Source organism: Butyrivibrio sp. XPD2002, assembly GCF_000423945.1.
GTDB lineage: Bacteria > Bacillota > Clostridia > Lachnospirales > Lachnospiraceae > Butyrivibrio.
On the sequence record NZ_AUIY01000001.1, the window covers coordinates 664733 to 691152 of the forward strand.

The window sequence follows — 26420 nt, forward strand, 5'->3', positions numbered from 1 at the left end:
GTTAATTATTCAGCGTCGTTCTTTCTGCGAACTACGAAGAATACAACAGCAGCTACTATAAGAAGTCCACCGATGATGTAGAAGATTGTTGTACCGATACCACCTGTTGAAGGAAGTGTAAGACCTGTTCCATCTTCAACCTTCTCAACCTGAATAGCCTCAGTAGTAGAAGTAGTTGCTACTGTTACCTGCTGTGCATGTTTATGCTCTCCAACACTGCTCTCAAGAAGATTATAGCCCTCAGGAGCCTTTGTCTCTACAAGAACATAGTTCTCTGCGTTAAGACCGGAAATTGTAAGAGCTGTATCAGCAACAGTTACGATAGTATCTACTGATCCCTCAGGATCTACCTTGTACTCAGTATCTGAAATCTTTGTAAACATAACCTGTGAATTATCAAACTCTCTGTATACATTGAACTCAGCACCTGCAAGAACCTTCTCAGTTGTATCGCCTTTTGCAATCTTCTTAATCTGAAGAGGATATGTCATTGTCTCTGTTGTAACATGAGTTGTCTCTGTTTTGTTACCATAGATGAGGTAAGCCTCGTTTATATTCTTATCAGCAGCGATAACTGCATCCTTATTAAGAACTGCCTTGTATGTAACTGTTACAGTTGTATTAGCTGAAGGCTCACCATTAAATGTGATCTGGAATCCTTTCTTTCCATCATCAGCAACATAATCATTGTTGATTGAAAAATCAAGAGTAACACTGTCTGAGAAAGATACGTTACTATTCTCGACAGGAATAAGTGTAAGTCCGGGTGTCAATTTATCAGTGATAACATAGCCCCTACCACCAGCCTTAAGATCAGCTGTGATAGTGAACTCTACTGTATCACCGATCTGTGCATTGTTTCCTGCCTTATCTGTATATACAGTTGAAGAATTAGTAGCGCTTGTAACCTCTTTTTTAAGTTCAGGTACACTATTCTTCTCTTTAATAGTTGCATTGGGAGTTGTTGTATCAATTCCTACAGCACTACCAAGTGATGAATCTATTACATAGTAACCATATTCACTAACTTGAATTGTAGCTTCTCCATCGTCATTAGCTACAGCTGAACCATCATTTTCAATTCCTTTAGCCTTTGCGTAAGCAAGTACAGCCTTACCAAAAACCTTGGCATCGTCTTCTGTGCTAAGTCCTGTTGTACTAAGGATGTCATTATCGCCAACTGTAAAAAATGAGCTCATTGCTACATTGTTTCCGTCATTATCATATGTGTAATTTGTAAGACCGGAAAACTTAGAAGCAAGCTTGTAAACACCGCCATTTTCAGCCTGTGCTTCATTAGCAGGCACGTAGTCAAATACGCGGTATGCATTATACTTCTGTCCTGGTACAGCATTACCAATTGTAATAGTACCGTTTGCTGCCTTAGCAGTCATTGCGGTTCCTGCTGAAAGTGTCATGGTAAGAGCCATAGCACCAGCAAGGATTCCAGTTAAAAATTTCTTGAGTCCTTTCATTAAACCTCTCTCCTTTTGTTTGAATCTTGTCTGTTTTAGACGTTTTTTAGTTCCTTTGTAACTTTATGTTGTGCAAATGAGCACTTGTTAAAATGCCATAGGCATCTTAATCCTTTTTCTTGCGGCCAAAGAGCAATGCTCCAAGCGCAGCGATTGCAATGGCAGCACCAACTACCATGAACGGAAGTGTTCCCATTCCTCCTGAATTAGGAAGTGTATTAACTATAAGACTTCTGTTGGTTATTGTTACTTCACCATAGTTAATGCCACTATTTGTCATTACATAGCCTGTGTCATATGTAGTCTGACCATTAACGGTTATCTTATTAGCATCATTCAGAAGTGCATTAGCATTAGCTTCTGCCTTTGATCCATCAGCTCCTACATATTGATAGATTACTTCACAGTTCTGAGTATAACTGTCTTCCTCTTTCACAGTGTATTCATAAGGTTTTCCGTTTTCATCCACAATCGGAAGATCAGAAACGGTAGCTCTCCAGTTTTTATCAGCTTCAGCATTAGGAGCAAGCACAATATCTTCACCATACTTATTCCACTGGGTTGTTCCCTTTACTCTCTGCCAGATGCTCAGTCTGAGAGATGAATGCTTCTCGCTCTCATCATTTCCTGCTGAGTCGTGCCAAACCTTATTGACTGTCAAATGACCAGCGATGCTGTTTGTGAATACTACATCATCTATTGAGCCTGCTATTTCTTTTACCAAGAATTCGCTGGCAAACTTCTCGTCTGCACTATCAATCTTAGGTAAATAGAGACTGTACTGAGCCTTAACCTCTCCCTTACCATTTGTATAAGTAATGTCTGCTCCAAGGTAATAGAAATCATCATCTATTGTTGTTGTAGCTCCACTATTCTTATACTTGGCAAGGTCTGTCATGTTGCTTGATTTGTAAGTCTTCTTAGCAGTTGTGTATTTCTTCTTTACGTCAATCTTTACATAGTAAACATTGGAATCATACTTAACACCATCAATTCCGGTATTTGCCTCGGTAATCTTGTAGAAGTACTCACCCTCGTATCTAAATGCTATAGCACCAAAATCAGCTATTGCTGAGGATACTGCATCATTCTCAGTAGTTGCAGGATTAGCTAACGTAACCGATGTTCTCTCAGGCATCGGAACACTTACACCGGGTATTTCAGCACCTGCTGAATCCCTTGCAATACAGCTTACAGCTTCGATATTGAAGGTAAAGTTCATATCCTTCCAGGTACCACCGGTAAATTTCTTAGTAATTCTAATCGGTCCAACCGGTATACTGTAGTAATTACATATCTGCGCTGTCTGAGTATGTGAAGTATTGTTAACCGAAGTATCTCCTACGGAAACTACAGGGCAAACATCCAAATGATGAGCATCTGTATCTCCATCTGTTGTAAGGTCTGCAGAGAATACTACTCTTTCATTATTTCCGCCTGTACCATAAGTAGAATTGTCCGTCTCATTATCAACTGTCACATAATACTTGGTAACGCGGGACCATTTTGAATCAGGCTTAAGGCTGTTTGTATCCTTCTCTTCGTCATATACAAAGGTGAATCCATCACCAACCTCTTCAACAGTGTATGTTCCAGCAGAAAGTCCCTCGATTGTCCACTGTGCTCCCTGGTTATAGGTAACAGTATACTGTTTGCCTGTCAATGAATGATTGCTATGATATTCAAGTGCTTTATTTGTATCCTTAGCATGTCCGGTAAAGCCATGAACTACTATATAGTCCTTAGTTACGGTATTTGTAATCTTAAATCTACATCCATTAAGGATAGAAGCATCTGAATCTCTAACAAGATCTGAACCAAAGTCATTGATTACCATCTTGTGGATTCTGAGCATTCCGCCACCGGTAGTATTATAGAAAGCAACATTGTTATATTTCTTATCACTGTTATTGTTGCTATCCTTTATACGTCTGGGGGTATTGTAAAATCCATAGTCAGGATTTAACTCCATGGACTTAACTTCATCAGATGTAATTCTGTAGTAATTTACCTCTCCGTTTACAAAATGTTTTATCTTTATAAGAATTCCGGATGAATCCTTAGCATATCCTTCTACATCATTCTCTGTAAGCATGAAGTAATAGGTGTGCTCTTTCTGATAAGTACCACTACTATCACTTGCCTTTGATGAATCCCAGCCATAAGTCATTCCCCATTCAGCAGGGCTTATGTCATAGGAAATCTCGCTTCCATTGTTCTTAATGGTTGCTGTCTTTACATTTCCGTTCGCATCCTTCTTCCAGGACTTTCCGTCTGTATCAAGCATGCGAAGTGTAAAGCCAAACTTACCTGTAGTATCGTTACCTGCAAGCTGATCATCAACATATTTCTGCGCTGAAATCTTTACAGGCTGCTCATTTATAGAATTGTTGAATACTACATTCTCAGAGTTTATCTTTGTCCAGTTATCACCATAGTATTGAATGGAATCAGCATAATAAATTGTCTTATTTCCATCCTTCTTACTGCTGATATGAATTTCAGCAAGATATTGTGTCTTATCATATGTAACAGATGTATCAGCTCCCGCTTCCTCTGAAATAAGAACATAATAATTTCCTGTCTTATTCTCGATAAACTCAGATACATCGATTGATATCTTACTTCCGGTATTCTTACCTGTAATTACCTTATCTGTAAATTCAAGAGCACTACTTTTTTTAGAAGGTCTATTCATCTTCTGTGCCTTGAAGGTATATACCTGATCAGCACTGGGCTCCTTACCATTGACAAGCTTCTTAGCTTCTATTGATACAAGAGCGCCTTTCTCTGTAGTACCTACGAAGTCTCTTCTGTGTGTCTCACCTGTAATAGTTACGTTCTCAGCTACGAAGTTACCATTGCCATTAGTAACTGTGAGGTTTGCGCCCACAGCTATGATCTGACCAAAAACCTCTACCATGTCGATATTTTTGCCATCGCAGTTATAGAAGTTGTAAACAACTCGTCCTGCCTTAACCGCCTTCTCCTCGCCGGTTGAAAGCGCTGTGCTATTTACCGTAATAACACTGGCCTTAGTAGGATGCATCACATTTGTCACATCAGCACAGTTAATATTGATAATTATTGACTGATGTTCCAAATCGTTAGGGAACTCAAACTGCAATTCCTTATTAGCTACAAGACTGTTCCACTGGGATCCTGTGTAGTTTAAATAACCTGCACCGCCAAGTCCTGTATAGGTAATTATCTTCTGTCCACCGCTTCCCTCTGTTACCTTAACATCTCCTGCTTCAGTAGCAGCCATCTTGGAAGACATAGCCTTTATCTCACTCTTTACTGTAGCGAGGTCGATGTAAGGTGTGCTGCCTGTTGAAGTATCCTGAATGATATTGTAAGGAGCTGATACCTTTGTATTATTTACTGAAAAAAGTCCGTCATTCCCCCATAAACCAACAGTAACCTTATCGCCAACAACAAGTGTGTGCTCTTCCTTAGAAGCCATTCTCTCCATTACAGCAGTAAAATTCTGTGCGTATGAGAGCTCATTCTCGATGTTATTTGTTCCGAAATTAGCGCCTGCGTACAAAGTCCTGGCAAGTACATTACCATTTGTGTGAGTACTAAGCTTTGCTGTATCAAAGGCAACTATATGGAAGTTTCCTGCAACTCCAAGAGCAAGTGAATCATCATAATAACTACTTGTTCTATAAGCATCCTTAGTGGAATTCTCCGCATATGTGAGTGTTCTGTCACCCTTTTTAAAAGTGTATACTGAGCTATTTCCTTTTACTGCAGAGAAACCGACTATTGAGAAATTATCAAGTGAAATCTCAACATTCTCTCCGGCAGACTCGTTTACAGTACCAACCTTTTCTTTCTGAATATCAGTTGCATCAATATTTGTTGCTTCTGATGTTGAATCTGTACTTTCCTTAACATTTTCATTTAAAGGAAGATGATCAATTTCGATCTCAGCTTCATTATCAGTACTCTCAAGAAGATCAGACATCTGGCTGTCAAGGAATTCGAACTTAACAGTTACGCTTCCTTCCTTAGGCTGATACTCAACCTTCTCACCCTCTATAACGTTGCCCTCTTCGTCAGTCTTATTTACAAAGAAACCTACGTCATAAAGGATAGTATTCATTGCATTGTGGTTCTTAATGCCCTGCTCCTCGCCATCATTAAGAGCCTTCATATAAGCATCGTAATTGTAACCTTCTGTCTCTGTTGTTACTTCCTTAACAACGAACTCAGCATCATCGGGAACTGCATCAGCGTTTTCAAGAGTAGCTGTTACACGAACCTTCTCGTCCTCATATACATATTCTGTCTTAGTAGCCTTGTCAGACTTATATGTGAGAACTACTGTCTTGTTTTCCTTTATAGCAACTACATCTCCATCTGTTGCACTCTCCAGGGAATTATCTGAAGATGTCTCTTCTGATGTTGTATCGTTTGAGTCATTCTCCTCAGAAGCTGCATTATCGGAAGCTGAATTTTCAGAAGGTTCCTCCTCTGATGCGCTCTTATTTGTGAATTCTCCATCTACAGAATCTTCATCTGTAGAGGTCTCGTTTGAAATGCCATCGTCAGAAGCATTCTCAGTTGAATCGCTCTTATCAGAAGTATCCTCGGTTGTAGTGCTCTCTTCTGTAGCATCTTCATCTTCTGTAGTGCTCTTGCCTACAGTAACTTCATAATATCTATATCCGTTAGCATCCTGCTTAGCTGTTATCATGGAAATCTCGGTTCCATCAATCTCAGCCTTCTTGAATTTATACCCTTCCTGCTTAGGAGCCTCTGTTGTAAAGTCAAGGCTCTCGGAAAGATTGATTTCCTTCTCATCTGCGATCTGCTCGCCGTCCTCGGTTACATAGGAAACTGTAAGAACAACATCCTCAGTGAGCTCTACATCGTTACTGTCCTTAAGACCTTCTGTCTCATTGGACGAATCCTCATTCTCACTATCTTCTGAAGTGTTATCTGTGGAAGCATCAGCTACATCAGTAGTGTCATCTGAATTAGTTTCATTTGATGTACCTTCTTCGCCATTAGCTTCATCAGCAGAACCTTCCTCAGTATTTCCATCCTCTGAACTGCCATTCTCTGAATTGTCACCTTCAGAATTTCCTTCCTCAGAATTGCCATCCTCAGAAGTTTCTTCTTCAGTGCTCTCCCCATCAGAGCCGTCTTCACTTTCGGAATCCGTAATAGAGTCTGTACCCCCGGCATCTTCATTTCCGGAAGCGAGCTGCTCGATATCCTCGCCCTCAAGCACCATTCCTACGTCATCAGCAGCATCGTCTGACAAAGCATTTGCTGACTTGTTTAATGAGTACATTGTTACTGTTGTAACCAGCAGTGCCACAACAAGCATTATTGAAACCCATTTCTTCAAGGAAACATGCTTCTTTAAATATTCCTCTATACGATTGTTGTCTAATTTCCTCATTCCTTTTCTTTCCCTTGTTACCTTTTCTCCGCCCATCGAATTACTGTAATTCCGGTTCTTCCATACTTTCTGTACCGGTGCTGGCTTTACTCTCTATCCCCCCAAAATCTTTAAAAGGGTAAAGTCTGAAAAATACACCTCCTATCAACTGTTCTGCAGAAACACATCCTACCGTTGTTGATCTGGAGTCGATTGATACCGACCTGTGGTCTCCTAAAACAAAATATCTCTTGTCCGGAACCTGATACGGAAACTCAACCTTGTCGCCCTCTCCCATGCCGGCTGCATACTGACTCGGATCTGATATATAAGGCTCATCCAGCTCAACGCCGTTTACATAAACCTTTCCAGCCTCGTCGATATTTATCCAGTCACCGGGAGATCCTACAACTCTCTTTACCAGAACCTTGTTGTTATAGTAAAACGCGATCAGTTCTCCGGCCTCAAATTGTGAATAGTTATTGGCTATTACAATCTGACCTGTCTCGAGCGTAGGTGTCATACTGTCACCTGTAACTCTTAGCACTGTGATAAAAAAGCTTGATACCAGCACTGAGATAGCGGCCACAACTACAATAACCACCAGTGTATTTCTGAGTGTTCTCTTGTAGTCGTGCTTTCTGTATTCTCGTTTTAGCTCTGTTCTCAGTTCTTCAAGCGACGGTCTATTCAATTGTTCATTTGGAGCTTCTTGTGATGGAATCTTTTTATCTTCCATAATTTTCAGACCCTCTAATTGTCTGTGCTTAACCGCATAAGAACATTACATTCGAAGCGTAGCTTACCAATTATAAAATTTTTATAAACTTCTATGTATACGAATTATGCACTAAGCTATTCATAATCCGTACTTGACAACAATAGTTTCTTATGTATGTAACATTTAACTTTCTGCGGCAGTTTCCATTTTATCCGTATCAGTACTATCTATTTCAGCCTTCTTGGTTATCTTTCTTGTTGTGCGTTTCTTAGTTGCAGTAGACTTCTCCTCAGTGGTAGTTTCCTTAGTTTTCTTCGCTGTTGAAGTCTTTCTTGTCCTCTTTACAGGCTTTTTTTCTTCACCAGTCTCGGTTGTATTTTCAGACTTCTCTTCTTCAACGTTCTCTACTGTATTTTCAGGCTTCTCTTCTTCAACAGTCTCTTCCGGCTCAGCCTTCTTTTTGGCTGTTGTCTTTTTGGTGGTTGTCTTTTTGGTGGTTGTCTTCTTGGCTGCTGCCTTCTTAAGTCCGCCGGAGAGTTCCTTGATTCTGAGCATTTCCTCAGCCTCACCCTCTTCTTCCGGCTTAAAGCCGCGCTCGGCCTCGGCTATTCGCATAGCCTCTATCCTCTTAACAGTTTCCTCGTACTGTATAGCCGCTTTCTGAGCAGCCTCAAAGAATCCGTTTATGGAAAGTATCGCCTCTGCAAGCGTACCTGCATCCTGGATCTGCATAAGCTTCTTTTCTTCTTCAGCGTGAAGAGCATCTCTTTCTCTCTCCAGTCTCGCATGGAAGCCCTTAAATTCACGCTCATGCCTTGCCCTAAGTCCCGTGATATCCTTCTGGAACAAAGCTTCTGCCTTGGCTTTCTGCTCATTGAACTTCTCACGCATTTCTGCCTTTTCTTCATTGAAGCCGTTTAGGAGGTTGGCTCTCTCTATAGCAGCCTGCTGCATATAAGCGGCCTTCTCCCTTGCATGCTGTGCGATCAGTTGTTCCTTCTGCTGTGTGAACTTACTTCTCATCTCAGCCTTTTCTTCATCGAATTTTGCAAGAAGCTCTGCTCTCTCATCAGCCATCTGCTGAAGGAGCTGTTCACGTTCCCTGTCGAACTGATTCTGCATCTCCTTTTCGTGAGCTCTAATGGATTCTGCTTCTTCAGAAAACTCAACCAGCATCTGCAGTAATTCTTTCCTGTTTAATTTCCTAAGTTCTTTACGTGCCATGAATCTCCTTAATTCATCCCCACATATAAATGCTTCAAAATAGTCCCCTCGTACTATGTTTATAGAGCAGCTGAACCTGTTTTATGGCAAAAAAATAGCCCGTTTGAGTTCAAACAAGGCTTTGCATCAAAAGAAAGAATAATAATGATGCGCTTCCTTTACTAAGCGCACCAGCAACTGGCTGTCTATCCCCATTGAACAGACCCTTTAGCTTTGCGTCACTACCTTGCGGTAGCTTTGCCCTGAATTTCTTCGCTTAACCATATTTTGTTATTTACAGCACACTCATAATATGATAGCCATAAATAAAAATCAATAGAAAAGATGCGCTTTTTTGAACTTTTTATTTATTCCTGGGAAACTGATTTTTACTGAGTTTCCCAGGATAGTTTATGTACCTTATAATTTTTATAAACTGATCTTATTTTCGCTTTCTTCGTTTCCTCCTGAAATACTCCTCACCCACAAGAGCTAGTGTTACAAGAACAAGTCCACCTATTGTGAAAGGTATTCTTCCACTTCCTCCTGTAGATGGAAGAACATATGCCTGAACATCATTTCTTGCATTGGTAATTGTTATTGTCCCGGAATTTACTCCAGGTGAATTATTGTCAGAGTAGCTTGCCGTGTAATATAGGTTTGCAACCTCAGAAACATAATATAGCCACTCGTATGTAATGCCGGTTGTATCATCTTTATAGAATCTGTCCAGTCCGTTTAATGTAACCTTCCAGCCGTCAACCGCAGTTATTGTTGTTTCTTTTTTAAAACCGATATCCTCTGCTCCGACTGTAGCTCCGGTGGCTCCCTTGGTACTGTTTGATGTATCAAGCCCTGCATCGGATGAAGCAACTGTAGCTGAAACATTGGCCATTGGTTTGTCACAGGTCTGCCATCCGTTCAATATCTGTATAGTAGTATTTCCCGAAATCGTAATGGTCTTAGTCAACCTGGCTATTGAATTCGAATTAACTTCATCAGCATATGTATGCTCTTCACCATTGATTATGACCTTAGTAAGATCATTCCCATGTGTAGCAAAGGTGAATGTCAGCTGTGAACCATCCTTTACAGACGGAAATCCCACATATTCAAGTATCTGGTTATTCGGATTTCTCCTGTCAATGTTTACTGTGTAGTAATTTCCAAGCCCTGAGGAATCCGACTTTCCGCTGACAACATTTCCAAGTCTTCTCCCAATCCTTATTGAAATGGCTGATGGCTTTGTAACATCATCAGCATTTACCCAATCCTTCTTGACTGTAAATGAAGTTGAATTCTTTTTATTGGGAGCATATACAGGCTGGCCTGCGGTAAACTCACTTCCTCCAAGCTCTGTAAAGAAGTTATCAGGCAGCTTAAGCTTGTAATTCTCTGTATCTGCAGAAGGTATGTAGAAACAGATAGGTGTTTCATCCTTCGCATAGCCCTGAGGCGCCGTTTTCTCCACAAGCTTGTATCCAACGTTGTAGACAAGAGGTGCTATCGCCACTAGTCCATTGGAGTCTGTCGTATATGTTCCATCAGCGGATTTCTCATTTTTCTGCTCTACCCATTGTGTACCATCATAATAGCTGAGTGAGAAAATCGCTCCCTGAAGCATTATTCCGCTGTTATCAGCATCCACCTTGTAAAGGTTAATGCCTCTTACGTTAGCTCTTGCTCCGGCATCCTGAATTGTAACCGTTGTACTGTTGCTAGCTGAATCGTGCTCCAAGGATATTCCTTCAAGCTTCGCGTCATTAGAAAGCTCAACATTGGAATTTGTTTCTCCTGTAAAGGTATATCTGTACTTTATTTTCAGGTGCTTTCCATCAGGTATCTTGAATACTATTGTGCTGTATACAAACTTACCTTTCTCGTTTCCTCCATAGTAGGAAGCCTCAGATTCATAGCTGCTAAGACTATATGAGTACTCTGACTGTGAAAGCGGTGTTTCTGTTTCAACGCCATTTTCATCAGTGGTCACTTCATAAGCGACAGCCGAATCAGGAACCAGGTAGATCGTGTAATCCTTTAGGCACTTTGATTCAAGCACATCCGTTAATGTAAGTGTGTCACCCCCCTGAAGAAGATCCGCAGCGCCGGGATTAACATCAAGAACATACTCAATTGTATTAATACTTCCCGATGCAAGCTGACTCTTTTTGGTCATCGCATACTCTGTCTTTGTTACCTTCTGTGTCTGGGAAGCCTCTCCAAGCTTCTCACTTCCACTGTCATCCTTGCTAACCACAACGTTATTAGTAAAAGAAGCGGTTCCTACTGATGCAAAGTCATAATCATTTGCTATTTTCGCATGTACTCTGAAATATAATTTCTTTCCACCGGCTGCCTTGCCATCGAAGCTGATGATTACATTGCCCGAGTCACCGGATTTAGAGAAGCTTACTCCGTTAAGGCTTGCCTGGTCGCCATCAAATCCACTTGCTCCACTGAAGTTGTTGTTTTCAGAGACTTCAACTCCATACAGGAATTTACCGCTATATGTTCCGTTCTCAATTAAAGAGACACCTGAAGGCAATGTGTCAATTACATACAGTGTTCCCAATTCATTATTTGCCGGTATATTCGCCTCGATTATCCAGGTAAGTATTCCCTGCTTGTAGCAGTCTTCAGTGTAGTATTCGACCTCGGACTCTTTCTCAATATTTTTTCCGTCATACTTTCTAACAAAAGGCTCGAAGGACTGCTGCGCTGTTCTTGCATAGACATCCTTGTTATATACAGCCGCTCTGTTTTTGAATAAAACTGAACCTTTTCCGTCTCCGATATTACCGGTCGTGCTGAATGTAAATGATACTGTCTCAGTTATGTCATCGTAGAACTTTATTTCAAGAGTTCTGGTTCCGCTTATAGTTCCGGCTTTTTTACTATCTAAAGCTGATACCTCAAATCTTCCGCTATAAACGCTTCTGATCGCACTCTTTAGGTTCTCTATATCTGACGATGTGAATACCTCGTCAGAATCCGTGAGCATCTCATAGAATCTCCAGTACTCCTGGTTGTTTGTTCCTTCATTCCTGCGGATAGGAGCGTTAAGTGTAACCTTCCAGGATACCTTTGCGCTTCCATCTGCGTTTATGCTCACACCCTCAGCTGTTTTACTTGCAGGATCGATAGTTCCAATCCAAACAAAAGCTTCAGCAGTATTACCGCTCTGTGAGCCCTGAATGCTAATACGTGCTTGATTTTTCAGGTTTCCATAGATAATTTCATTTTCAGAATACTTATAAGTGTAAGTAAATTCATATTTGCAATAATCATCCTGAGTAAAGGTATATCCGTTTTCACCAAGTGTTATTGTGCTTCCCTTGGCTAATGGTCCGTAGTTTTCAGCACTTCCCTTTTCTACGCTCTTTACGGTAAGCTCTCCGATATAAGGAGTAGTCACCTGTGTCCAGCCACTATCTTCAAATTTGTATATAAGGTCAGATAAGTTGTAGCCCTTTAGATTAACATGTCCTTCATTTATGGTTATGTTCCAGGTTACCTCACCTTTATTTTTATCAGCCTTTCCGCTCTTCTTAATCGTAGGTACGTCACCATAAAAGTCAGAATAAACCGCTACCTCTCTCTTATTTGATCCGTTGAAGGTAGCTTCCGCGTAGTTCTTTAATCTGAGCGGTGTAGTGGACTTTGCTATTACGTCCGGAACATTAAGTGTATATGTGGCAACATAGGATTCTCCCGCCTCAAGCTTTTGAAGAACCACGTAATTTTCACTGTTTAGCGACATATACTGCCTTGCATCTTCAGTTCTTCCGTCGCTGTACTTTTTAATAAAGTTAAAATCTCCGGTAGCACCTGCATTAGCAGTATTAGTCAGATCCTGCAAAAAGTTATTGTTATTTGACCAGTTGTTATATACTTCCAGCCAGTCTTTAAACAGAATCTCTGTGCCTGAGCCGTTCTCGGTGCTAAGAGTTATCTGATATTTAATTTTTCCGGATGCCCGCGAATAGTCCTCCAGTATCTTCTTATTAAGTGTCAAATCCGGAGATTTAACATTTAAAATTTCTATTGTAAATGTGACGTCATTTCCAAACTCGTATATCCTGGTTGTCTTTTCCTTGCCCTCATCTCCCTTTGCAGTGGCATAGAAGAAGAAATAGCTGTCATCAATTACATTTGTCTTATTTTTATCTGCAAACTCATCATGGAAGGTTATTGTAATAAGTCCGCTTTCATCGATTGTAAAGGTACCAACCTCTTCGTTATTACCGTTGTAAACAGAACCGCTAGCTGCCTGGTCTACAGTTATACCATGATTTGAAAGGGCATAAGTAACTGAAGGCTTCTCCTTACTTACAGTTCCTATCTTAAGGATATACTCAAGTCTGAAGATAAGGCCTTCGCCCTGATTTACCTGTGCGCCACTCTGTATCTCAGTTCCGCCAGTGTAGGATTTTGTTCCATCTGAATTCCAGTGAATATCAGGGTTCTTTTTAACTGATACTCCAGTAATCTTCATGCCACCGTCATTAGTTGAATCAACTATGGTCTCATAAGTAAGAGTCCCAGTTGCATTGCCATAATCCTGCCCTGCTGCATGGGCAACGATTGTGAAGCCGTCAAAAAAATCCATCACGGGTGATACAAATGAAAGCAAAGCGGAAGTAAGACTCCCGCTTTTTTTCAGTTTTGCATTGTCATCTGTGGACTCTGAAGTCTTATCATCCTCTTCGCCACTTTCGGATGTTTCATCTGTATCAGCAGCTTCCTCAGATGTCTTATCCTGGTCATTTCCTTCGGACTCGCCGGCTATTTTCTCCTTTTTGTATTCGTCACTGTAGTTGACCTTTATCTGGTTATCTTCTGTAGCCTCAACGGTGCCGTTTCCATCATCAAGATCAGGCTGTGTTGAAATAACATTTCCATACTGCTCAGGAACGCTCATGTGAATATCATCACTAAGTGCCGCTTCCTGAGGCATGCTGTACTTAACTGTAATACGGAGATGATCACCCTCTTTGATGTCAGCCTCTGTTATTGCTTCCCAGGTTCCATCCTCTTTTAATCTCTCGATTACAGTTTCCGTTACATACTCCGCAAGATCTACTGACTCAGGGATATCCTGCTCTGCGACCTTTCCTTCTTCTGTATTCTCAGCCTTCTTCTCTTCCTCGGACTCCTCTTCCTCTGTCTTGGTCTTCTCATATACGAAAACAAGGCTGGTATCTTCCTTAATTCTGCTGATATACTTGCCCTCTTCATCCTGCTCGTAGTCATCGTAGGAAGGCATATCATCAGAAACAAATTCATAATATGTATACTCAGTCTCATCAGAGGCTGTGTACTTCTTCACATCGACCTTCTTGATCTCAAGGTCATCATAGGTAGCTTTCTTAAACTCGAAGCCCTCAAGCTCTGCTGCATCCTCAGGAAGCTCAACGCTTTCGTCTAATACTATCTCTTCTTCATCTGCATAGGCATTGCCATCATTATCAGTAAGAACATTGCCTTCATCATCAACGTAAGAAATTTTCAGAATGATATCCTTTGTGATCTCATCCTCTTTTTCCTCTGTAGGTTCTTCTGTCTCAGGATTCTCCGCTGTTTCCTCGGGAGCTACTTCTTCTGTATTTTCCTGATTCTCAGGGTTTTCAGCATTCTCCTCATTTTCAGGATTCTCTATGTTCTCAGTTTCCTCAGAATTCTCCTCTGTGCTCTCCTCTGTATTTTCTGTATCCTCAGAGCTTTCTTCAGGTTCTACCGCTTCCTCAGTCTCTTCTGATCCTGTTTCATCTTCGTAGCTTTCTTCTGATTCCTCGCTGCTGTCGTCATAAGACTCTTCCTCTTCATCTTCAGAGTCTGCAAAAACAACTCCATCATCACCACCATCAGAGCCCTCATCTGAATAGTCCTCCAGAACCATTCCGACTTCCTCAGCACCTTCTTCTGAGACTGCTGATGCACCTCTGTTCATGGCGTAGAGTGTTCCTGTTCCCACAAGAAGCGAAAGCACAAGCATAATAGAAAGCCAGCGCTTTAGAAATTCGTGCTTCTTCAGGTATTCATTTAATTTCTCTTTTCCCACATGTCTCGGCATTGCTCTATAAAACCTTCCCACAAGAATCTCATCCCTGAAATTCCTATAAAAAAGCCCTGTTTGAACAATGCAAACAGGGCTTTAACAAATTCATCTGCACAAATATTTATCACAAGCATTATCGACTAATACCTGTTCTAAATAGTACAGGCAGCTGGCTATCTGCTCAAAAAACAGACCCTGTAGCTTTGCGTCACTACCTCACGATAGTTTTGCCCTGAATCTTTACCATATGTAATTACAGATGTAAGGCCACCTTCGTAAGTAGCAGACTATCATATTTGAAACTATATTTCACATCTGTATCTAAATTTATGATACATTGTATGATTCAAAAAATCAATAGCGAATATCATTTTTTAAAAGTATTTTTCAAGTTTTCATTTATATATGATTTTATGAGCGAATTGATGCCTGACATCGGAAGTATTACTCGTACTCATTCTCCCTCTATGATGTACTTTACATAGAAACTATGCAAAAAACAAGGGTTTACATAGTTTTTTAAGCAAGAGTTTATCCTTGTTTATAAACTTTATCCTCTTATAATAAGAATTTCAAAACGGGAAATTATTGAAATTACAGACACACATTTTAGATTAGAATAATAAAAAGTCGCCCTATCTGGTGATAGCGCGACTTAATAATTATCTTGCCATAAGATACAATTTATAAAACCTTTGCAATAGTCATGTTTATGTTATGCAATCTTCTGCTTAGCGATCTCTGTAAGAGTCTTGAAGCCTTCAGGATCATTTACAGCCATCTCAGCAAGCATCTTGCGGTTAATCTCAACCTCTGCAAGCTTAAGACCGTGCATAAGGTTTGAATAAGACATACCGTTAAGACGAGCTGCAGCGTTGATACGTGTAATCCAAAGAGATCTCATATCTCTCTTCTTCTGCTTACGACCAGCGAATGCTGATGTAAGTGCTCTCATAACTGACTGCTTAGCAACTCTATACTGCTTTGATCTAGCGCCTCTATAGCCCTTAGCGAGCTTTAAAACTCTTTTATGCTTCTTCTTGGCGTTCATGCCACCTTTAATTCTTGCCATTTCGGTTTCCTCCTAAATATTTTTTCAAATGGTACTGCTCTTAAGATTAAACGTAAGGCAGAATCTTCTTCATTGTCTTTACATTAGTAGCATCAACTACTGCTGCCTGTCTAAGATTTCTCTTTCTCTTTGTAGACTTCTTTGTAAGAATGTGACGCTTGTACGCCTTGTTACGGATCAGCTTACCTGTGCCTGTTACCTTGAAACGCTTGGCAGCAGATCTGTTTGTTTTCATCTTGTGCTGCATAACTAAATCCTCCTATGCTGTAAATTATTAAAATTCTCTGCTAATTTAAGCAGTGTAATCATCCATAGAAACGATTCTGAACAATTACTTTATATGTAACTCTCCTAAGGGTTATTGAAGAGAAACAATCAATTACTTCTTCTCAGTAAGGAACATTGTCATACTACGTCCCTCAACCTTGGGCTGCTTATCAATAACAGCTATATCACTGAGTGCCTCAGCGAAATCTGTAAGAATGTGAACGCTTGCACCCATGTGTGCCATCTCACGTCCTCTGAATCTCAGAGTAACCTTTACACGGTTACCTTTCTCAAGGAACTTCTTTGCTGCATTAACCTTGGTGTTAAGATCGTTTGTATCAATGTTGGGTGACAAACGAATTTCTTTTATTTCAACAGTCTTCTGCTTCTTACGTGCTTCCTTCTCCTTGCGAAGCTGCTCATACTTAAACTTGCCGTAATCAACGATGCGGCAAACAGGCGGCTTAGCATTGGGAGCGATCTTCACCAGATCAACACCTGCCTCATCTGCAAGCTTTCTGGCATCCTGAATGGCCATTACCCCAAGCTGTTCGTTATCAACTCCAATTACACGAACCTCTTTGTCTCTGATCTGTTCATTGATGAATAAATCGTTGTTGCTAATTGTTTTGTACCTCCAATTCACGAAACAAAAAAAGTGGATTCGCAAAAGAATCCACTTAACAATCATCTATGCTCTGCATCCAAATTCGCAGATAAAATCCTGAAAGGATAAACATCGAAAATTTATTAACGCCTGGAGCCTGCGCCACAGGGTGAGAGTGGAAACCTCTGCTTTATTTTCATACTAGCAAAATATATCACACAGCTATTGGTGTGTCAACAATATTTTTTCAATAATTTACTCCCAGGGCCTGAAGCTCTGATTCAACCTGCTCATAGGAGTTATATACTATACCGTTCATTCCGAATTTCTTAGCGGCTGTAATGTTCCTCACAGTATCGTCAATGAACACGCACTGTTCCGGAACAAGGTCGTATTTATCGGTAATAAGCTCGAATATAGCGCGGTCCGGCTTAATGATCTTATATTTATAGCTCAGAATTCCGCCGTCTACCTCATCAAGGAATTCATTCATAAACTTATTAGGTTCAAGTGCCTGCTTTGAAAAGTTTGAAAGAACAAGCACTTTGTAGCCTGCCTTCTTCAATGCCTTGATCCAGGGCATTGTGCGTTCTCTTTTTCTAAGAAGTCCTGTGAGATCTGAAAAAGCCATTCGGAGCTCTTTTTCTATAGAAGGATCGTTTTTCACAAAGCCATCCACGATTCCCTTGGAATCAAGAACACCTCTGTCGAATTCATTCCACGCCTCTGTTCTGGTGCTGGCATCTCCGATTCTCTGAACCATCTCTTCATCGAAGCCCTTATCTCTAAGGAAATCCTCCCAGCAAAAGTCCACAAGGACATTACCTATATCAAAAATCACTGTACTTATTGCCATAACTAAGCCTCTTACTCTGCGTCACTGCTGTCCTTTGCAGGGACGTCATTCTTACCATAGGGATCTGCTGATGCTACTGTTCTGTTGCCTGTAAGCGCGGTATATACCCACAGAATAAGCCACAGTAAAATCGGTATTGCAATCGTAGCAGCCGCACAGCCTGCAAAAGCACTTCCAGGGCCCATCTCGCCGAATATAGCCTCAAAAAGAAGAACTACATATATACCAACAAGTAAGATAATGCCTGCTATAGCAATTACTCTCTTAAACATCGGTGTTTCGCTATTTTTCATAATTTCTCCTTAAAACCGTAAAACGGGCTGCCAACACTAACTGTGACAGCCCGGTAAAAATCATCTTATTTGCTAAGAGCGCTCTCGCGATAGATAATATCTTCTCTAGCAGGTCCGTTAGATACCATTGTGATCGGGTATCCAATCTCCTTCTCGATGAACTCGATATACTTGCGGCAGTTCTCGGGAAGATCCTCGTACTTCTTGATTCCGCGGATATCGCAATTCCATCCGGGAAGTGTCTCGTATACAGGCTTAGCCTTCTCAAGGAGATGTGTAACAGGGAAGTCCTTAGTAACCTCTCCGTTGATCTCATAACCTACACATACCGGAATCTCTTCAAGGTATCCAAGAACATCAAGTACTGTGAAAGCAACATCTGTTGCACCCTGAAGTCTGCAGCCATATTTACTTGCTACGCAGTCGTACCATCCCATACGACGAGGACGTCCTGTTGTAGCGCCGTACTCACCGCCATCGCCACCGCGTCTTCTGAGCTCGTCAGCCTCCTCACCGAAGATCTCGGATGTGAAAGCACCTGCTCCAACTGCTGATGAATAAGCCTTGTTAACAACTACGATCTGCTTGATCTCGTAAGGTGCGATACCTGCACCGATTGCGCCATAAGCAGCAAGTGTAGATGATGATGTAACCATAGGATAAATTCCGTGATCGGGATCCTTCATTGTTCCAAGCTGACCCTCAAGGAGGATTGTCTTACCTTCCTTATTAGCCTTTTCAAGGAAAAGAGCTGTATCAGCCACATAAGGCTTAACCATATCTCTCCACTCGTGAAGAGTCTCAAGAAGCTCTGTAGGATCAATCTCAGGCTTGTGATAAAGTTCCTTAAGAAGGATGTTCTTTGTAACAAGAACTCTCTCTACCTTTTCCTTAAGAAGCTCCTCATCAAAGAGCTCATTAACCTGGAAACCGATCTTAGCATATTTATCTGAATAGAAAGGTGCGATACCTGACTTTGTTGAACCAAATGACTTACCGCCAAGTCTCTCCTCTTCATACTGATCGAAAAGGATGTGATAAGGCATTACGATCTGGCAACGATCTGAAATAAGAAGGTTCGGTGTAGGAACGTTCTGATCTGTTACTGCCTTAAGCTCTCCTATAAGAACAGGAATGTTAAGTGCAACACCGTTACCGATTATATTAGTAATGTTCTGATGAAATACTCCTGAAGGGAGTGTATGTAATGCAAACTTGCCATATTTATTAACAATGGTATGTCCTGCGTTCGCGCCTCCCTGAAAACGTACAACCACATCGGCCTGATCAGCCATCATGTCTGTGATCTTACCTTTTCCCTCGTCTCCCCAGTTTGCTCCAACTACTGCTTTTACCATGTTTGTTCTCCATTCTGTGTTACAAGGTTATGGATATGCGCACCACTAAGGAACCCATATCCATAACAATAATTTTCTAAATAACCAACTGATAATATACTACATATTAGAAAATAAGTAAATGCACCTATTGGGCACTGGAAAGAAAAATATAAAAGATCAACTTATATTATCTAAAATGTAATTCCATATATTCTTGTTGGGCTTTGGCGAATAGTGCACTCCATCCTTTGAATCTACGTGCACATTTTTCTGAACATATTCAAACAAAGGTATTGTATCAACCTTTTTCTTCTTGGCCCATTTCTTGAGCTGGGAATTGAAGCTGTTTATTACTCCGTTTCCAAAATACGGTAGATCCTGAGGTGGCATGTATTGATCCCCGGATGCCCCGACTGTGCATAGCACAAGCTTTTTGCCTGATGAAACAAGCTTGGAGTAATTCTTCTTATAAGGATTGAACGCACCATAATCATTTGCACCCATCCAGGTTATGATCGTGTCATAGTCGCTCAAGTCGCTGTTTTTCAGAACATCCTTCATGAAGAATATTTTCGCACTGTTCATGGCACATACAACAATGTCATCGTGCACTTCACCAAGAATTGAAGATTCTGATCCCGAGAAGATATCAACGCTTCTGGAATCACCTATGAAAAGTGTCCTTACTGAGCTATCAGCAACAGTAACTATCATGGTGCACTTATCTTTCTTATTTGTCTTACTTCTTATTTTAATCTTGGCTGTGCCTTTCTTATTGGCTGTGATAACGCCATCCTTTGATACGGAAGCCACAGATTTCTTACTTGAGGAAAATTTCAGTTTCTTACTCTTTACCTTATGCCCTCTGATCTTTACAGTGATTCTGATATCATCACCGGGCACAACCTTATCATAATAAGTAGTAGCCTTACTTGAAGCCTCTACTGTAACCTTTCGATGGGTCTTGCGACTTGTAGACTTTGAAGACTTCTTACTATTATTAGTAGTATTGCTATTATTTGAGGGTTCCGGCTGTTTTCCCTGGTCGGCGTTATCATCCTTGGTATCAGCGCCATCGCCATCATCTTCATCATCAGCATCATCCTCATCTTCGCCGTCGTCTTCGTCGTCTTCATCATCGTCATCATCGTCGTCTATTTCATCATCATCCTCGAACACCACTCTGATGTCCTGGTCCTCCTCCGCATAGGCTGTAACACCTACGTAAGGACATGAAATAGAAAAAATCAGCATGGCAAATAGAAGCACAAATGCTGATTTTAGCTGTCTGCTCTTAAAATTTCTCATGTGTTACCCCCAATCCTTCTCAAAGGGAAAGCTCATACCATTACTTGCTCCTTTGAGAACATCATATTTACTAGGAGTATTGTACCGAACACTAATAAATATTATTGGGGTGAAAATAACCAGTCTATAAATTAGGGGTTAATTTTTTAAAAGCTGAATATTATTTTTTTTAGTAATCTATAACCTTTTTTGGCAGTATATAACTTTTTTATTACAACTATGTTTTTATAATGAAGTTATACTATCAAGCCTCTATTTCATAGTCATAAGTAGCAAAGTCTGCCTTAAGAGCTACTCTGTTTCCGTCCTTTTCCCAGATAAACTTTGTCACGGACCCGTCCTGCTCAAGAGTGAGCTTTGAATCAAATCCGAAGGCAGGATTTGTGTTTCTGAGTCTTAAAAGCTCAAGCTGCTTCTCTACAACAGGCTTCTTCATCATCTCTGCAACAGCCTCGTTTGTAAGGTTGGTGCGGTTGATTTCCTTATGTCCACCTGCGCCTGCTCTCTCAACTGCCTCGTAGTCGTTCTTACCTGCAAAGAGGTCAAGATACCAAACCTGAGGCTTACCGGGCATGAACATCTGAACAGCTCTTGCGAAGAGCATCTTCTTATCATCAGCACCGAGCGCACTGTAATATGTAGAGTTAACCTGGTAGTACATATTCTTCTGGCCGTGGAGGTTCTTTACAAGACCACCTCTTCCGACTACTACCTCGATAAGCTTCTCGATCTCATCATCCGGAATGAATCCCTTAAGATCAAGAACCGGAATACCATCGTGACAACCGAGCATGTTAACAACTCTGATATTTTTATCTGTAAGCTCCTTAGCCCAACGAACAAGTACATCTCCGCTATTCTTCTCCATAGCATAGATGAGAAGTCCGGGAAGGAAGAAGTCATAGGTCATGTAGCCCTTGTCTGCAACCTTCTCATAGATTCCTGCGCCGTAGCTGTCATGAATCTCAGGAAGAAGACGAAGATTGTTCTTATCGGCAATTCCCTTAACCTTCTCGAGTACATCCCATGTATCGGGCTCGTTTAAGAAGTTCTTCTTTCCGGGTTCCTTGGGAGCATAAGCAAATGCATCAAGTCTTACGATCGCAGCTCCGTAACCTGAAAGTGTTTTAAGAGTATTCTCATAGTGTTCCCAAACGAGATCAGACTTGATGTTAAGATCCATCTGACCAAGATACTTTCTTCCGTTTGCAAGAAACTCTAAAACAGCCTCCTTATATTCTTCATATTTCCCAAATTCGATTTCTTCCGGTTTCTTTCCCTCATTAAGTCCCTCGCAGACACTCTTAGCGATTCTCTCTGCAGTCATGTACTGCATTCTTCCGCCGCCCTGCTCATTTTCAGAAGCAGAAGTGCTGACGTTTTTCTCTTTATAATCCTCTACAGCCTGGATAATATCCTGTGCATCGGGTCTTCTGTACTGTACTTCCTGATAGAAAGTGTTCCAGTACGGAATCTCCTTTCCGTCAGGCATACGAACCATCAGGATAGGAAGTCCGGGCTTTCTGAAAAACATATCCTTAATATACTTCTGATCAGGCTGGATATAGCCTTCCTCAGTCATCTCGCCACAACCATCCCAGAATTTGTTCCAGTTAATGAAAAAGTCAGCATACTTTGATTTCTCACCATTTTTCAGAAGATCCTGGAACTGAGGTGATAAAACTGAAGCATGATTAAGAATAAAATCAAGCTTAAGGTCAATTCCAAGTGCACGAAGTCTGTCGAAATCCTCCTTGGAACCAAGTTCCTTATTAATACCGTAATCAATTACGGAAAATCCTCTGTCAAGGTCAGTGTTATATATGCTGGGAAGAATATAGAATGAACTGAAAGTATCCTTAAACTCTTCCTTTTCAAGCATGGTAACGATATCACCAAGTGTACCGCCACAGCTGTCGGGGTATGCATTGAGCATAGGTCCGTTATCTACAAATTTACTCATTTTTACTCCTTTTAAATTCCCATTAACTTCTTAAAATCGTCATAGCTTATGATCTCGCCCTGTTTGCTTACGATGATCTTAGCCTTGTGAGCCTGTGCAACGAGCTTATTCTGCTCGAGCTCAAGAACCATCATTGTGAAAGGACTGTCTACCTTACCATCGCGGGCACGGCTTCTTCTGTGCTCAAGAGTCTCCTGAGGTGTGCTGTTAAGAAGAATCGGAATATCAACTTCCTTCATGCAGTCTGTGTTACCATGAGTCCACTCAATGATAAGAACCTGCTTATTAGTCATATCTACTTCGTCGTACCAGAGAGTTGTCTCATCTCTACCCATTCTCTTAAGCCAAAGCTTGTCAGCTCCGCTCTTGAATGCTGCAAGGATGGAATCAACCTCTGCAAAATCTGTCTCGTTAGGAGTTCCAAGGTAAGCATCAAGTCCCTTCTTACCTGCACTGAGATAAGAATCAAACCATGGATACTCTTTTACATGCTCAGCATTAGCATCATCGTTCTGCTCCTGGAATCCCTTCACGATCTTGTAGTTCTCAGCGTTCATGGCTCCGCCGTCAACCATGCCTCTGATACCGCACTGTCTGAATGTGTGAAGTCTCTCAGCATCGTTGTACATAGGAATACGATGAGGATAGTTATCACCTGACATTGTGTAGCTTCCGATGCCTGACTGCTCAAGCATATAAGAAAGAAGTGATGCGATCTCAGACTTTCCTACGCCTGATCCTCCGCAAACTGTAATTACTGCTCTTCCGTAAGGGTTAGAAGCTGTAACCTTTGAAAGCTCCTCAAGTAACTTAGGGAAGATTGTCTTTGCCTTGGCGATATGGCTATCGCCAATCTCGATCTTGTCTCCCGGCATATCACCATGAGGTATATCGGAAGGAATCTGGATATCCTTCTGTGCAAGTGTCTGAACCATGTCTGCTGTTATTGCATTCATAGGATTGATTTTGTTGTAAGTTGAATTCATTATGTGGTTCCTTTCAAATAAATTTGATTAAAAATTGCCTGGTTACAACTTTAACGCAAAAGTTACTTATATTATGTGCATTTTTTAGTTTTTGACAGCGCAATTTCGCTGTGATATTTTAACACTATAATCATTTTTGAACTTTTGTAAAGTTAATTTTTTTAGTTAATGGACTTTTTATGATAACGATAAAAGAAATTGCAACCCAATTAAATCTGAGTACAACTACTGTTTCCAATGTTATTCATGGAAAAACGGGAGAGGTATCTCCGGCTACAATTAAAATAGTTGAAGATTATCTGAAAAAAGTTGACTACGTTCCTAATATCAATGCCAGAAATCTTGCACAGAATGAGTCCAAGATCATAGGTGTTGCACTTAAGGCGAGAGCTGACAAATACGAGAATCTTCTAATGGATCCCTTTGTATCCGAACTTATAGGTGGTATAGAGGAATCAATCAGAAACGCCGGCTACTTTATGATGTTGTACATTTCAAGTGACACCGACGAGATCATGCGTCACGTTTCCACCTGGAATGTAGACGGTCTTCTGCTTTTCGGTATGATCGACAATGACGGAATCCGTGTCAGTGAAAAGTATAAAAAGCCCATCGTATGTATAGATACTTATAGTATAGAAGGGTTAAAGCATTTCATAAATGTAGGACTGAATGACAGACAGGGCTGCTTCAACATGGTTAATTACATGATCAAACAGGGTCATCAAAAAATAGCATTCCTATCTGATAATATGAAGGGCGTCGACTACGAGAGATTTTCCGGATATAAATATGCCCTTGAGGGAAATGGCATTCATTATGAAGAAGACTGGTTTCTTCAGATAAGACCCCGCACAGATGAAATCGAAGCTTCTCTTGAAGAAATCTGCCACCGCGCAGAAGAATTCGATGCGGTCATGTGTGTATCCGACCTTTACGCAGTCCAGCTGATGTGTGCTCTTGAGGATCGCGGATTCAGTATCCCCGACGACATCTCCATTGCCGGTTTCGATGATACATTACTTGGTCAGCTTCACCGCCCCGCTCTTACTACTGTTCATCAGAACGTCAAGGACAAGGGTATAGTTGCCACCAACACTCTGCTTCAGAGAATTCGAGGTGAAAAAACTCCCAAGCAGATACAGCTTCCAACAGAGCTTATCATTCGAGATACGGTAAGAGCTAGGGTTTAAGTATACAAATTACACAATAGTTTCCATGCAATACTCTAAAACGTTTGAGCAATGTGCTATCATGCACATTGCTCTTTTTTATAAAACTTTAATACTTTTGATTGTTTTGCACAAAGCCAGTAATAGTCTACTTTCACGCGTAAGGTATAGATTTTTCAGCAATTTTTTCGAAATTTATACTTGTATTTTCCCTGTTGGCGTGGTATTTTTATTTCAGCATAAAACTTATGCGCAAAAGTAACCGCTAATCACATATACTGATTAGCAAAGTGCACAATAAGGAGGGTAACATGAAAAAGAAAGTATTATCTATTCTTCTTGCTGGAACAATGGTTCTTAGCATGACAGCTTGTGGTGGTTCTAACAACACACCCGCTGCTGACACAGCTGATTCTACTGCAGAGGCTTCTACAGAGACAGCTACAGAAGAAACATCCACTGAGGAGGCTACAGAGGAGACAGCTACTGAGGAGTCTGCTGATACAACAGCTGCTGCAGGTGCTATTCGTCTTCTTAATGGTAAGCCTGAGATCAACGATCAGCTTTTAGAGCTCGCTGAGCTTTACAAGTCTGAGACTGGTAACGAAGTTTCTATCGAGACAATCGGTGGTGACACAAGTGCTGGTGATGAGCTTAAGAAAATGTACCAGGCTGACAACATGCCTGACATCTTCGTTATCGAAGCTAACCAGGCTGCAACATGGGATGGCATGCTTGCTGATCTCGCTGGTGAAGAGTGGACAGATAAGACAGGATTCGAGCTCGTTGACGCAAACATGGGCACAATCGGCTTCCCTTATACAGTAGAAGCTACTGCTCTTGGTTATAACGCTGACGTACTTAAGGCTGCAGGTGTTGATCCTGCTTCTCTCACATCTCCCGCTGCTTGGGCAGAGGCTTGTGAGACACTTGATTCCAAGAAGGATGAGCTTGGCATCACAGCTGTATTTGGTTGGTGCGCTGAGCCTGCAAACCTTGGATGGTCTTCAGGAACACACGTATTTGGTCAGTACCTTGACGCTGGTCTTAAGGCTGACGACACAACTTACATCGACATGCTTAATGACGGTGGTAAGATTGATGAGGACAGAATGAACAAGTTTGCTGAGTTCATTGGCATGATGAACCAGTATTCAGATCCTAACCTTCTTGTAGATGGTACATATGATAACCAGGTTGCCGGATTCAAGGAAGGGAAGTATGCATTCATCACACAGGGTAACTGGTGTGTAACATCTCCCGAGGATGTAAGCTTCGAAGTTGGTTTCGCTCCTTACGCATTCGAGGATGGCATCAACACAATCATTGCTGGACCTCCGTCATACTGGGTAGCTTACAAGGACGGCAACGTAGATGCTGCTAAGGCATTCTTCAACTGGTGCGCAGGCGATTCTGCACAGGATATCCTTGTAAACAAGGCTGGTCTTGTATCTCCTTTCGATGATTGCCAGTATGAGGCTACAAATCCTTTCTACAAGAGCATGAAGAGCTACATCGATGCTGGTAACTACAGCGGATGGCACACAATGCTTAAGAAGGATGGTCTTCAGAACGAGACATGTCAGGTATTCGCTGACTATGCTAAGGGCACAATTAAGGACGCTGCTGAGTTCACAGACAAGATTTCTAAGGTTATTGCTGGTTACTACAACAACTAATAATGACTTGACCGGGGCAGGG

16 protein-coding genes and 2 riboswitches are annotated in these 26420 nt (G+C 41.2%); of the genes, 2 read left to right on the forward strand and 14 right to left on the reverse strand.

All coding sequences use genetic code 11. The features are described 5' to 3' along the window. Window positions 1–5: 5 nt before the first annotated feature. The 14 genes from G587_RS0102840 to G587_RS0102905 all read right to left on the reverse strand — a co-directional run bounded on the left by G587_RS0102840 (window position 6) and on the right by G587_RS0102905 (window position 23517). Window positions 6–1475, reverse strand: coding sequence for a SpaH/EbpB family LPXTG-anchored major pilin (locus tag G587_RS0102840; protein ID WP_026491013.1), 1470 nt, complete (start codon window positions 1473–1475; stop codon window positions 6–8). Between the two features lie 106 nt (window positions 1476–1581). Beyond that, a complete protein-coding gene (locus G587_RS0102845) occupies window positions 1582–6930 on the reverse strand; it encodes a choice-of-anchor A family protein (RefSeq protein WP_026491014.1) in 5349 nt (1782 codons plus the stop codon). A gap of 4 nt (window positions 6931–6934) precedes the next feature. Next, a complete protein-coding gene (gene lepB, locus G587_RS21145; RefSeq protein WP_051200591.1) occupies window positions 6935–7612 on the reverse strand; it encodes a signal peptidase I in 678 nt (225 codons plus the stop codon). Between the two features lie 165 nt (window positions 7613–7777). Beyond that, complete coding sequence (locus G587_RS25775; protein WP_026491015.1) at window positions 7778–8818, reverse strand: hypothetical protein; 1041 nt, start codon at window positions 8816–8818, stop codon at window positions 7778–7780. Between the two features lie 169 nt (window positions 8819–8987). Beyond that, a riboswitch (cyclic di-GMP riboswitch) is annotated at window positions 8988–9070 on the reverse strand. Window positions 9071–9239: 169 nt separating this feature from the next. Next, on the reverse strand, window positions 9240–14891 hold the full coding sequence (locus tag G587_RS21150; RefSeq protein WP_155829401.1) for a SpaA isopeptide-forming pilin-related protein: 5652 nt from the start codon (window positions 14889–14891) through the stop codon (window positions 9240–9242). 125 nt (window positions 14892–15016) lie between these two features. After that, a riboswitch (cyclic di-GMP riboswitch) is annotated at window positions 15017–15097 on the reverse strand. Between the two features lie 473 nt (window positions 15098–15570). Continuing rightward, the gene (gene rplT, locus G587_RS0102865) at window positions 15571–15927 is read right to left on the reverse strand and encodes a 50S ribosomal protein L20 (protein ID WP_022760515.1); all 357 of its coding nucleotides are present in this window, start codon (window positions 15925–15927) and stop codon (window positions 15571–15573) included. A 46-nt stretch (window positions 15928–15973) separates the two neighbouring features. Next, window positions 15974–16174, reverse strand: coding sequence for a 50S ribosomal protein L35 (rpmI, locus tag G587_RS0102870; protein ID WP_022760514.1), 201 nt, complete (start codon window positions 16172–16174; stop codon window positions 15974–15976). A gap of 132 nt (window positions 16175–16306) precedes the next feature. Further along, window positions 16307–16840: a translation initiation factor IF-3 gene (gene infC / locus G587_RS0102875; RefSeq protein WP_330364376.1), complete on the reverse strand. Its 534-nt coding sequence runs from the start codon at window positions 16838–16840 to the stop codon at window positions 16307–16309. 208 nt (window positions 16841–17048) lie between these two features. Continuing rightward, entirely contained in the window at window positions 17049–17657 is a 609-nt protein-coding gene (locus G587_RS0102880; RefSeq protein ID WP_026491017.1) for an HAD family hydrolase, read from the reverse strand. An 11-nt stretch (window positions 17658–17668) separates the two neighbouring features. Continuing rightward, entirely contained in the window at window positions 17669–17950 is a 282-nt protein-coding gene (locus tag G587_RS21155) for a hypothetical protein (protein ID WP_035785348.1), read from the reverse strand. Window positions 17951–18015: 65 nt separating this feature from the next. Then, window positions 18016–19308: an adenylosuccinate synthase gene (locus G587_RS0102890; protein WP_026491018.1), complete on the reverse strand. Its 1293-nt coding sequence runs from the start codon at window positions 19306–19308 to the stop codon at window positions 18016–18018. Window positions 19309–19467: 159 nt separating this feature from the next. Then, the gene (locus tag G587_RS26825; RefSeq protein WP_081679306.1) at window positions 19468–20193 is read right to left on the reverse strand and encodes an Ig-like domain-containing protein; all 726 of its coding nucleotides are present in this window, start codon (window positions 20191–20193) and stop codon (window positions 19468–19470) included. Window positions 20194–20842: 649 nt separating this feature from the next. Further along, the gene (locus G587_RS0102900; RefSeq protein ID WP_026491019.1) at window positions 20843–22561 is read right to left on the reverse strand and encodes an alpha-amylase family glycosyl hydrolase; all 1719 of its coding nucleotides are present in this window, start codon (window positions 22559–22561) and stop codon (window positions 20843–20845) included. 11 nt (window positions 22562–22572) lie between these two features. Continuing rightward, a complete protein-coding gene (locus tag G587_RS0102905) occupies window positions 22573–23517 on the reverse strand; it encodes an adenylyl-sulfate kinase (protein WP_242830017.1) in 945 nt (314 codons plus the stop codon). A 209-nt stretch (window positions 23518–23726) separates the two neighbouring features. Here G587_RS0102905 and G587_RS0102910 point away from each other — a divergent pair, with 209 nt between their 5' ends. Both G587_RS0102910 and G587_RS0102915 read left to right on the forward strand, forming a co-directional pair. Beyond that, window positions 23727–24740: a LacI family DNA-binding transcriptional regulator gene (locus tag G587_RS0102910; RefSeq protein WP_026491021.1), complete on the forward strand. Its 1014-nt coding sequence runs from the start codon at window positions 23727–23729 to the stop codon at window positions 24738–24740. A gap of 290 nt (window positions 24741–25030) precedes the next feature. Further along, entirely contained in the window at window positions 25031–26398 is a 1368-nt protein-coding gene (locus tag G587_RS0102915; RefSeq protein WP_026491022.1) for an ABC transporter substrate-binding protein, read from the forward strand. Window positions 26399–26420 lie beyond the last annotated feature (22 nt).